Origin of the sequence: Vibrio sp. Isolate33, assembly GCF_022397895.1 — a bacterium.
Taxonomy (GTDB): Bacteria; Pseudomonadota; Gammaproteobacteria; order Enterobacterales; family Vibrionaceae; genus Vibrio; species Vibrio pomeroyi.
In genome coordinates this window covers 488,190-499,887 of record NZ_JAKEUP010000002.1, presented here as the reverse complement: position 1 = coordinate 499,887, position 11,698 = coordinate 488,190, and the positions used below count along the sequence as shown (strand labels likewise).

The following is an 11,698-nucleotide window of genomic DNA, read 5'->3' as shown; positions in this document are numbered from 1 at the left end:
AAACTCATTGTTTAACCTGATCTGAAGTTGTTATCAAACTGTGATAATCTTAAGTTATCTATTACCTACAGTGTATCTCTCATGTCTGTCTGGGATTCAATTTCATTTAACAATCGATTTACGACGTTACCTCGACTGTTCTATACCCCAATTCAACCTACACCTTTAAATAATGTCCAATGGCTTGCATGGAACCATAACCTTGCCAGTGAACTCGGTTTCCCGTCATTTGAGGACGTCTCTGAGGAGTTGCTTGAAACTTTATCGGGCAACGTTGAACCAGAGCAATTTTTACCTGTAGCAATGAAATACGCAGGCCATCAGTTTGGTTCTTATAATCCTGATTTAGGTGATGGCAGAGGTTTGCTATTAGCACAAGTTGTCGCTAAAAGTGGTGAAACGTTCGATTTACACCTAAAAGGTGCAGGTAAAACACCGTATTCACGTATGGGGGATGGGCGCGCCGTGATTCGCTCAACCGTTCGTGAGTATTTATGTAGCGAAGCGATGGCTGGGCTTAATATCCCAACCACACGTGCGTTGGCTATGATGACCAGTGACACGCCAGTTTATCGAGAGAAGCAAGAGTGGGGCGCATTGTTGGTGCGTGCTGCTGAATCACACATTCGTTTCGGTCACTTTGAACATCTGTTTTATACCAATCAGTTGGCCGAGCATAAATTGTTGGCTGATAAAGTCATCGAGTGGCACTTCCCTGAATGCCTTGATGAAGACAAGCCCTACGCTGCTATGTTTAATCAGATTGTTGACCGTACCGCAGAGATGATTGCGTTATGGCAAGCGAATGGCTTTGCCCACGGGGTGATGAATACCGATAACATGTCGATTATTGGACAGACGTTTGACTACGGTCCGTTCGCTTTCCTAGATGAGTATGACCCGAGGTTGATCTGTAATCACTCCGACTACCAAGGTCGTTATGCCTTTAATCAACAACCTAGAATTGGATTGTGGAACCTGTCTGCTCTGGCTCACTCTCTGTCTCCGCTGGTGGAGAAAGCTGATTTAGAAGCTGCTTTAGAACAATACGAGCCACAAATGAACGGTTATTTCAGCCAGCTGATGCGTAGGAAGCTTGGGCTGCCTGCAAAACATGAAGGCGACAGCCGCTTGTTTGAATCTATGTTCGAGTTGATGTCGCAAAACAAAGTCGATTATCCAAGGTTTTTTAGAACGCTGTCGAACCTAGATACCTTGCCTGCGCAGGAAGTGATTGATCTGGTTATCGATCGCGAGGCCGCAAAGCTATGGCTGGATAACTATTTGCAACGTTGTGAACTTGAAGAGAGCTCAGCTGTCGAGCGCTGTGAAAAGATGAGGCAGGTAAATCCTAAGTATATCCTCAGAAATTACCTCGCACAGCTGGCGATAGATAAAGCCGAGCGTGGTGATAGCAGTGATATTGACGCATTAATGGTGGTGTTGGCCGATCCTTATGCGGAACATCCTGAATACGAACACCTTGCCGCGTTACCACCAGAGTGGGGTAAAGCGATGGAGATCAGCTGCTCGTCGTAAATCGATTCGCCTAATCAAACGAGTAGATAGAGGTCACTTAGTTGTGATCTCTGTCTGTTTGTTCTTCTAATTTTACAAACATATCAATAATCAAATGCTCAACCTGTCTATACACTATGTGAATAAGTTGTAAATTTAATAGGTTTGGGCGATGCCAACAAATACTCGAATTCTCGTGGTGGATGATGATCAAGAAATCCGCGAGCTGCTGGAAGAGTACCTCACTAAATCAGGCTTCGATGTCTCCTCTGTTGGAGATGGTGTTGAACTCGAGACTCACCTGCAAAGCCAAGGTTACCCTGATCTAATTCTTCTTGATGTGATGTTACCCGGTGACGACGGTTTTACCTTGTGTCAGCGCGTCCGCAAACAATCGAATGTACCAATCATTATGCTGACTGCAGTATCGGATGAAACCGACCAGATAATTGGCTTAGAAATTGGTGCAGATGACTACATCGCCAAGCCGTTTAGCCCTCGTCAGTTAATGGCGCGTATCAAAGCTCTGCTACGCCGCGTTCAAGTCGTCGATGACAAACCCAATGATGCGTTGCCAAAGCAAATCATCTTTGGTGATTGGACGCTCGATACGCTCGCACATCGAATTTCCCACAATGAAAGCTCAGAAGAGATGGATTTGTCGGGCAGTGATTTCTCATTGTTAATGTTGTTCCTTACTCGCCCTAATGAAGTGTTAGACCGAGATACCATCTCATTCGCCACCAGAGGCCGTGAAGCGTTGCCTTTTGAACGTGGCATAGATGTACAGCTTAGTCGCCTGAGAAGCCGATTGGGCGACAGTGGTAAATATCCTCACTACATCAAAACCATGCGCGGCAACGGCTACATTCTGGCTGTGCCTGTGCATTATGAGCACTGAGTAAGAAGTCCGTATGAAGTGGTTGAGAAGTTTAAAGCCAAATTCCTTGGTTGCTCGAACCTTGTTATTAACCTTGTTGGCGGTGGTCATTGCTCAAGGTATAGCAACCTCTATTTGGTATAGCGAATCTAAACATAAGGAATTGGAAGGCATTCGTTCGGCCTCATCGAGCATGGCTAACATGTTTGCTTCAACGGTGACATTCTTCCAGTCTCTGCCCGTCAAATATCGCCATATCGTGTTAGATCAAATTCGAAATATGGGTGGGACGCGTTTCTTCGTCTCTTTCAATAAAGAGGCTTTGATTGTTGAACCGATCCCCGATACCCGCTTAAAAACCGCCTCGATAGAAGCGATAGAGAGTGTCTTGAGTAGCAAGCTCAACAAGGTGGAGTCGGTACGCGTTGATTTCTCTCGGCCAGAGCATCTTCGCTTACTTAAAAATGACATCTACTTGAGCGATCTCCCGCGATCGTGGGCGCATCATACCTTAACCTTAGAGCCTCTTAATCCGCCGATTCTGGTTGTTCAGATTGAGTTAGCCAGTCATGAATGGGTATATATTGCCGCACTGTTACCTGCACCCTATGTAAAACTTGATGACACCATTCTTGGTCGTGAACAGGTGATCTTCTTGCTCTCTTCAACGCTGATTCTATTGGTGTTGACCTACTTAATGATTCGCCGCCAAGTGCGCCCGCTTAAAAAGCTAGCAAGGGCAGCCAACGAAATGAGTATGGATATTCAGCAGCCGCCACTTAACGAAGAGGGGGCGACTGAACTGGTCACGGCTACTCGGGCGTTTAATCGCATGCAGCAGCGGATTCGTCGCTATGTGGCCGACAGAGAACACCTTTTCTCTGCTATTTCTCATGACTTAAAGACACCAATCACCCGCTTAAGGCTTCGAGCCGAGCTATTGGAAAGTGAGGTTAAGAAAGACAAGTTCAATAAGGATTTGGATGAGCTAGAAATGATGGTCAAAGGTGCTTTACAAGCGGTAAGAGATACTGACCTTCACGAAAACAACGCCATTATCGATCTCAACGAGATGATGCTCTCCGTGATTGAACTGCACAACCAACATCAAACCTTGGTTGAGTTTGAGCCCATTGTGGTTGACCCGTTAGTCGCCAAACCATTAGCCATTAAACGTGTGTTAACCAACCTTATCGACAACGCTGTGAAATATGGAACATCAGCTGAGGTCGATATCAGCAGTGATTCGGTGTGGGTTATCGTGACGATTCAGGACCACGGCAAGGGTATTCCTGAAGACAAACTTGAACTGGTGTTTGAACCTTACTTCAGGCTTGCGACCGACGACCAAGGACACGGTTTAGGGCTCGGGATCTGCCGAAATATCCTGCACGGACACGGCGGAGATCTCATTATTCGTAACTCCCCTCAAGGCGGCCTAGAAGCCAAAGTCTATATACCAAGAGGCCTAGAAGTGTAATGTAACAATTGTGTTACATTGGGCTTACCTTTTGTTTCAATCCTAAAAATCAAAATAAGTAGACTCTTTATTGAACCGGACGTCGAGTCCGCTAAACATGGAAGATAATAATGAAAATCAATAAAACCCTACTTACTCTATCTCTTCTTGCTGCCTCAACATTTTCTCAAGCTGGTGAAGTGGAAGTACTCCACTGGTGGACTGCCGGTGGCGAAGCAAAATCCGCTGCGGTACTGAAAGAGATGATTGAAGAACAAGGCCATACATGGAAAGACTTTGCAGTGGCTGGTGGCGGCGGTGAAAGTGCGATGACCGTTTTGAAAACGCGAGCAGTATCAGGCAACCCACCGTCTGCAGCGCAGATCAAAGGTCATGATATTCAAGAGTGGGGTGGTTTAGGTTTTCTAACGTCTCTCGATGCAACAGCAAAACAAGAACAGTGGGATGAACTACTGCCAGAAGTTGTCACTAAAGTGATGAAGTGGGACGGCGAATATGTAGCGGTTCCTGTTAACGTTCACCGTGTTAACTGGCTTTGGGCTAACCCTGTTGTTTTAGAAAAATCAGGCGTAACAGTTCCAACCACATTAGACGAGTTCTTTGTTGCGGCAGACAAGATCAAAGCGGCTGGCTTTATTCCTCTGGCTCACGGTGGCCAACCTTGGCAAGACGCGACAGTCTTCGAAGCGGTAGCACTTGATGTACTAGGCAGTGAAGACTACAACAAAGCGTTCGTTGATCTTGATATGGACGTGTTGTCTGGCGACAAAATGGTGGAAGTGTTCACCAAGTTTAAAAAGATGCGTGACTACATCGACAGCAACTCTCCAGGTCGTGACTGGAACGTCGCAACTTCAATGGTTATCAATGGCGAAGCCGCGATGCAAATCATGGGTGACTGGGCGAAAGGTGAGTTTACTGCAGCAGGCAAAGTGCCGGGTAAAGACTACATCTGTGCACCAGCTCCGGGTACTGACGGCCAATTTACCTTCAACATCGATAGCTTTGCGTTCTTTGAGTTGAGTGACAAAGAGAACCAAAAAGCGCAGCAAGATCTAGCGAGAACCATTCTTACCAAAGATTTCCAAGAAGTCTTCAACCTGAACAAAGGCTCAATCCCAGTACGTCTCGATATGGACATGTCTAAGTTCGACCAATGTGCGTTGGATTCAATGGCAACCTTCAAAGCGAGTGCGGAATCTGGCGATCTAGTTCCGAGTATGGCTCACGGCCTAGCGACGACAAGTTACGCTCAAGGCGCTATCTATGATGTAGTGACCAACTTCTTCAATGAGAAAGATGCCGATCCAAAAGAAGCGGCAGCTAAGTTAGCGAAAGCAGTGAAAGCGGCTATCTAATCTCACTTGGTTTAACACCAAACCCCCAGGGTGGGTAGGCTCGTAGGGAGCCTATCTGCTCTTCATTCCCAATTCTAATATGCGTGATGCTGATGTGGTGCCGAGAGGTAAGCCATCGGCTCGATTGTGCAACAAGGATAAGTTATGGAGCATGTTTTGACTGAGTCGACTCCAAAACCCACAAGGAGCCAGCCTGCGCCCAAGCCTAGCTTTGCTGACAGGTTGCAACATTGGTTACCCAAGGTTGTATTGGCGCCTACCGCGTTAGTGACCGTGGTGTGTATCTACGGCTATATATTCTGGACGGCGGCGCTGTCGTTTACGAATTCTCGATTTTTACCGAGCTTCAACTTTGTTGGTTTGGCTCAATATGAAAAGCTGATGGACAACGATCGCTGGATAACCTCAATCACCAACCTCGGTGTGTTTGGTTTTCTATTTATGGCGATTGCTATCTTGTTAGGTGTGGGTTTGGCGGTATTGCTTGACCAGAACATCCGCCAAGAAGGCGCGATTCGTACCATCTATTTATACCCAATGGCCTTGTCATTCATCGTGACGGGTACGGCTTGGAAATGGATTCTCAATCCAGGCCTTGGTATTGAAAAACTGATGCAAGATTGGGGCTTTACTGACTTTAAATTCGATTGGTTAGTCGACTCTGAAATGTCGGTCTACACCTTAGTGATTGCGGCGCTTTGGCAGTCTTCAGGCTTTGTAATGGCGATGTTCTTAGCCGGCCTTCGTGGCATTGATTCTTCAATCATCAAAGCCGCTCAAATTGATGGGGCAAGCTTACCCACCATTTATCTCAAAATCATTCTGCCTTGCTTGCGCCCTGTGGTTTTCAGCGCGGTGATCATCACCTCACACATTGCGATTAAGAGTTTCGACCTTGTGACCGCGATGACAGCGGGTGGCCCAGGTTATTCATCGGATCTTCCTGCGCTATTCATGTACGCACACTCATTTACACGTGGACAAATCGGCCTCGGGGCTGCTAGTGCCATGATGATGCTAGCTGGTATTTTAGCGATTCTCGTGCCTTATCTTTACTCTGAACTTAGGGAGAAAAAGTCATGATGAACAACATTAACTTTGCTCGAATGTTTATCTATTCAGCACTGCTTTTCTTCTGCTTGGTTTACCTAATGCCACTGTTCGTCATGGTACTGACCTCATTCAAAACCCTGCCAGACATTAAGGCAGGTAACTTGATGAGCTTGCCGAAAGAGTGGGTGTTTGATGCTTGGTATAAAGCGTGGGACACCGCGTGTACGGGCGTTAAATGTGAAGGCATCAAAGGCTACTTTTGGAATTCGTTCCAAATGGTGATTCCTGCGGTTGCGATTTCGACATTGCTCGGTGCATTCAACGGTTATGTAGTAACAAAATGGCAGTTCCGAGGCTCAAACCTGTTCTTTAGCTTGCTGTTGTTTGGTTGCTTCATCCCATTCCAAGTGGTGCTTCTGCCAATGGCGACCATGCTTGGCAAGATGGGTTTAGCAAACACAACCATCGGATTGGTGATTGTGCACGTTATCTACGGCATGGCGTTTACGACTCTGTTTTTCCGCAACTTCTACATCTCGATTCCGGATGAATTGATTAAAGCGGCAAAACTGGATGGTGCAGGCTTCTTTACCATTTTCTTCAAGATCTTATTACCGATCTCTACACCTATCATCATGGTGACGGTGATCTGGCAGTTCACTGCAATCTGGAACGATTTCTTATTCGGGGTGGTGTACTCAGGCTCAGAGACTCAACCAATCACCGTGGCATTAAACAACTTAGTCAACACCAGCACGGGCGTTAAAGAATACAACGTCGATATGGCTGCCGCGATCATCGCCGCACTGCCAACACTGTTGGTGTATGTCTTCGCAGGAAAATATTTTGTTCGTGGCCTAACGGCAGGATCAGTAAAAGGATAATTACCCATGGCAACATTAGATTTAAAACAGATCCGTAAAACCTATCGCAACGCGGACAACGAAACGTTAAAGGGCATCGACATCAGTATCGATTCGGGGGAATTTTTGATACTTGTCGGCCCTTCGGGGTGTGGAAAATCCACCCTAATGAACACCATTGCTGGGCTAGAGAATATTAGCTCGGGTGAAATCGTGATTGATGGTGTTGACGTGGCTCAGGTTGAACCTAAAGACCGCGACATCGCGATGGTATTCCAATCATACGCGCTATACCCAAATATGACGGTACGCGGCAATATCGCCTTCGGTTTGAAGATTCGTAAGATGCCACAAGACGAAATCGATGCAGAAGTGAATCGAGTCGCTGAAATGCTGCAAATTGAGCAACTGCTTGATCGTAAACCATCACAACTTTCTGGTGGTCAGCGCCAACGTGTCGCGATGGGCCGTGCTTTGGCGCGCCGTCCTAAGCTGTATCTGTTCGATGAGCCGCTTTCTAACTTGGATGCCAAGCTGCGTGTGGAAATGCGTCATCAGATTAAACGCCTGCACCAAAAGCTGAACACTACCATTGTTTACGTCACCCATGACCAAATAGAGGCGATGACCTTGGCGGACCGTATTGCGGTGATGAAAGATGGTGAATTGCAGCAACTCGGTACGCCTCAAGAAATCTACACCAAGCCAAACAATATGTTTGTCGCGGGCTTTATGGGGTCGCCATCAATGAACTTCATTAAGACCATGGTGGATTTGGATGATGATCAGAATCCGATCATCAAAGTAACGGGTACGGCTGAACAAGAGCACCATATTCGCTTGCCACAAAGCATGCGTGAGCAAGATGGCAAAGAAGTGGTGATTGGCCTGCGCCCTGAACATATTACCGAGCAGGAAAGTGAAGATGTGTCGGCAACGACCAAGCTAGACTTGCAGTTAGAAGTGCTAGAACCAACAGGGCCAGATACGATTGCGATGGTGAAAGTGAACGACCAAGAAGTAGCGTGTCGCTTGTCGCCAGAATTTGAAGTGTCAGTTGGGCAAATGGCGCCGCTGCATTTTGACTTATCAAAGGCGGTATTCTTTGATGCACAGACCGAAGCGAGAATTGATTTCTAGTTTTTGAGACAGTAGCTCAATGAGAGTCTAAGCTTAAACAAAGGCAGTATCACTCACTTATAATAAGTAAGGTGATGCTGTTTTTTTGTTGTTTTAGCCTGTTTTATTTCCTCACGAAAACAGAGGGATAAACGAGATAAATGGATTAACTGCAATATTATCGCTAATTAGCCTCCGTTAGCTCTATAAAGCTGACCGAGAACAGCGTAGGATCGCGCTACTTTAGACCAAATACTAGGTTGCACATTAGTGCATAAACAGAAGAATACATGAAACTAACAGCAAAACCCTCAGCTAGTAACGCTTTACTTATTTCTATTACGACACCGGACTTCAAAGGTGACGAAGCAAAAGAGTCTCTTGCCGAACTTGCTCGCTTAGTAACAACCCTAGGGTTTAAAGTGGTCGGTACACAATCACAGCACCACAGTTCAACACAACGACAAAACGTGTTGGGTGCTGGTAAGCTTGCAGAAATTGCACACCTAACTGGTTACCAAGGTTCGATTGAAGAAGCCGAAGACGAAGATTTTATCGATGAGTCTTTTGATTTTCGTGCTGGTATCGATGAGTTAGATTTTGATGATCTTCCATCTGAAGACGTGGAATTTGGTACTGCTGATGTAGTGGTATTCGACTGTGATTTGAGCCCATCTCAACTGCGTAATGTAGAAGCTCACTTAGGTGTCGAGGTGTTTGACCGTACTGGTATCATCATCGAGATCTTCAGCCGTCATGCTCGTACTCGTACCGCACGTCTGCAAGTAGAAATTGCTCGTCTAAACTACCTAGTGCCTCGACTGCGTGAAACGGCCGACGGTGATAAAGAACGTCAAATGGGTCAGGGTGCTGGTGAAACTTCACTAGAGCTAGACCGCCGTAAAGTTCGTGATCAAATTGCTACGCTTAAGCGTGAGCTGGTTAGCGTACAAGACGAAATGAAAAACCGACGCACTCAGCGTTCGGAACTTTTCACTGTCGCTCTAGTCGGCTACACCAACGCGGGTAAATCTTCGATGATGCGCGCGATGACCGCAACCGAAGTGAGCGGTGAAGATAAGCTTTTCGCCACTCTAGATACCACGGTTCGTGCTCTTCAGCCGATCACTCAGCCGCGTATCCTAGTGTCAGATACGGTGGGTTTCATCAAGAAACTGCCACACGATCTGGTTGCTTCATTCCACTCAACGCTCGCAGAAGCGCACGATGCTTCATTACTGCTTTATGTGGTTGATGCTTCTGACGTTTCATTCCGCGCACAGCTTGAGGTGGTACATGAAGTATTAGCACAAGTGGGTGTTGAAGGCAGCGAAAAACTATTGGTACTGAACAAGTGCGATAGACTGAGCGAAGAAGAGCAGTTAGAGCTGATTGAAGAGTTCCCAGATGCGATGCTGACGTCAACGCGTGACCCGCTCGATATCACCAAACTGCACAAGTACATTGTGGGTGTGGCTGAACAAGGCATGATCGAAGAAGAGATCACTATTCCTTATTCTGGACAAGGCATCATCGGCGAGATTCGCTCAAACATGAGTGTGGTGAAGGAAGAGTACGACTACGAGTGTATTAAGCTGACTGTACGTTCAAGTGCAATTGATTTAGCACGCTTGAAAAAGCGTATGCAGAAGTCTTAATCTTTTAGCTAGCTCGAAAAGAACAACCAAAAGAAAAGCGACCCGATAAGGTCGCTTTTTTGTTTCCTGTCGCTGAGTAATTAGTTACTCGTCAAACAGCCCATTTACGCCATTCTTTGAGTTGGCTTCCAGCGTGTTAACTCTGGGTCAAGCTTGATGCCTTGCGAAGTTAGCAGGTTAACACGTGCTAAGTAAGCCGCACCGTGCATCAAATGCTTAGCTAGATCGACCGCATTACGCTGTTGGTAATCATCTAGGTAGCTGTCTTTTGCCCATGCGTTGAATGCGCCAAGTGCAGGGCCTGCCCATACTTGGTAATCCATTTCACGACCTTGTTCACCTGTGTTTGACCAGCGGCTAGAAAGCCCCAAGTACCAACGGAAGATCAGTGCCATTTTACGCTTCGGATTGCCTTCAGCGCGTTCGATCTGTTTAGGGTCACGCTCGTTGAAGTGCGCCACAGTACCCGCCCAGATGTCATCTAATGTTGAACGGAATACCTGCTTCTCTAGCTTTTGGCGTTCTTCAGCTGGAATCGCTTCAATTGAGTCGTAACGTGTGTAGATCTCGTAAAGCTTGTTTGCACGCATTGGGAACAAGGTACCGCGCTTGACTACTTGCAGCTTCACACCCATTTCGAACATGTCTGCTGCCGGAGCCATAGTCACGTCAGCCATTTCAGTTGTCGAGAGCAGCTTACGTGTGTGTTCGCTCGCGCCAGCCTCAACACACGCTTGGTTGATTGAACCAGTAACAATGTACGCCGCGCCCATGTTAAACGTCGCTAGAGCTGCGTCAGGTGTGCCGACGCCACCCCCACAACCAACACGCAGCGGTGTTTTGAATTGGTACTGAGCTTGAATCTGTTCTTTCAACGCAAGAATCGTTGGCAATAGGGTAACCAGAGGACGGTTATCGGTGTGACCACCAGAATCGGCTTCTGCAGTAATGTCATCTGCCATTGGAACCAACTGTGCTAGCTCCATCTGTTCTGCTGTGATTCGACCTTCATCAACCAAGGCTTGCAGCATTTTCACCGGAGCAGGCTGCATGAACTTACTTGCGACTTCAGTACGGCTTACCTTTGCGATGACTTTGTTGCCAATCTGGATTTCACCTTTAGCGTCACGGCTAAGGCCAGCAGCACGATAGTGAACGATTTGCGGTGTTAAACCTAAGAAGGCTGAAGCCTCAACCGTTTTCACTTTGTGCTTCAAAAATAGCTCTACGCTGCCGCGCTCTAGTGCTGGTTCACTTGGGCTGTGAATCAGGTTGAACGCGTAAGGACCGTTTGGTAGCGCTGCTTGAATACGGTTGATCGCTTGCTCAACGCGAGACGGGATTAAGCCTGCCGCGCCAAATGAACAAAGAATACCAGCCTGACCCAGTGCAATCACAAGCTCTTCAGATGAGATGCCGTTGGCCATTGCGCCTGCGTAGTACGCGTATTTTACGCCATGGCAGCGACGAAACTCTTCGTCGCCTAAGCTTTGTGTGCCTAGTGCCGGAGCAAATGCGCTAACAGGTTGGCTGTTTGCGGCACTTGCTGAATCACCCGATGCAATCTCAGCTTGTTGACTTACGCCTAAGCCTTTTTCTGGGTGGTTCACTACGTAACAAGCAAGGCTCAAGTCTTTTAAGATGGTCGACATTGCCGCGCTATCAAAGTGAGTGGTGTTTTCTTCAATCTGCCAAGGCCACGGAGATAGCTTTTCGTTATTAATTGTAGTTTGAGTTGTCATACTAAATTCTTTCCTAATTCTTTGTCT

The 11,698-nt window shown here is 46.9% G+C and carries 9 protein-coding genes; 8 read left to right on the top strand and 1 reads right to left on the bottom strand.

Translation table 11 applies throughout. The annotated features are described in order from the left end of the window. Window positions 1-81 precede the first annotated feature (81 nt). The 8 genes from L1D37_RS05495 (at window position 82) to hflX (ending at window position 9,929) form a co-directional block, all read left to right on the top strand. Entirely contained in the window at window positions 82-1,539 is a 1,458-nt protein-coding gene (locus L1D37_RS05495) for a protein adenylyltransferase SelO (RefSeq protein ID WP_239847183.1), read from the top strand. A 151-nt stretch (window positions 1,540-1,690) separates the two neighbouring features. After that, window positions 1,691-2,419, top strand: coding sequence for a response regulator transcription factor (locus L1D37_RS05490; RefSeq protein ID WP_060468185.1), 729 nt, complete (start codon window positions 1,691-1,693; stop codon window positions 2,417-2,419). A gap of 13 nt (window positions 2,420-2,432) precedes the next feature. Beyond that, window positions 2,433-3,878: an ATP-binding protein gene (locus L1D37_RS05485; RefSeq protein ID WP_239847182.1), complete on the top strand. Its 1,446-nt coding sequence runs from the start codon at window positions 2,433-2,435 to the stop codon at window positions 3,876-3,878. A gap of 110 nt (window positions 3,879-3,988) precedes the next feature. Then, window positions 3,989-5,236, top strand: coding sequence for an ABC transporter substrate-binding protein (locus L1D37_RS05480; protein ID WP_239847180.1), 1,248 nt, complete (start codon window positions 3,989-3,991; stop codon window positions 5,234-5,236). A 144-nt stretch (window positions 5,237-5,380) separates the two neighbouring features. Continuing rightward, entirely contained in the window at window positions 5,381-6,319 is a 939-nt protein-coding gene (locus L1D37_RS05475; RefSeq protein WP_239847179.1) for a sugar ABC transporter permease, read from the top strand. Further along, window positions 6,316-7,173, top strand: a complete 858-nt coding sequence (locus tag L1D37_RS05470; RefSeq protein ID WP_048661487.1) for a carbohydrate ABC transporter permease — start codon at window positions 6,316-6,318, stop codon at window positions 7,171-7,173. Before L1D37_RS05475 ends, L1D37_RS05470 begins: the two co-directional genes overlap by 4 nt. Before the next feature lie 6 nt (window positions 7,174-7,179). Beyond that, complete coding sequence (ugpC, locus tag L1D37_RS05465) at window positions 7,180-8,292, top strand: sn-glycerol-3-phosphate ABC transporter ATP-binding protein UgpC (RefSeq protein ID WP_239847178.1); 1,113 nt, start codon at window positions 7,180-7,182, stop codon at window positions 8,290-8,292. 269 nt (window positions 8,293-8,561) lie between these two features. After that, window positions 8,562-9,929: a GTPase HflX gene (gene hflX / locus L1D37_RS05460; protein WP_239847177.1), complete on the top strand. Its 1,368-nt coding sequence runs from the start codon at window positions 8,562-8,564 to the stop codon at window positions 9,927-9,929. A gap of 104 nt (window positions 9,930-10,033) precedes the next feature. Here hflX and pfaD read toward each other — a convergent pair whose 3' ends face one another. After that, window positions 10,034-11,671: an eicosapentaenoate synthase subunit PfaD gene (gene pfaD, locus L1D37_RS05455; RefSeq protein ID WP_239847176.1), complete on the bottom strand. Its 1,638-nt coding sequence runs from the start codon at window positions 11,669-11,671 to the stop codon at window positions 10,034-10,036. Window positions 11,672-11,698 lie beyond the last annotated feature (27 nt).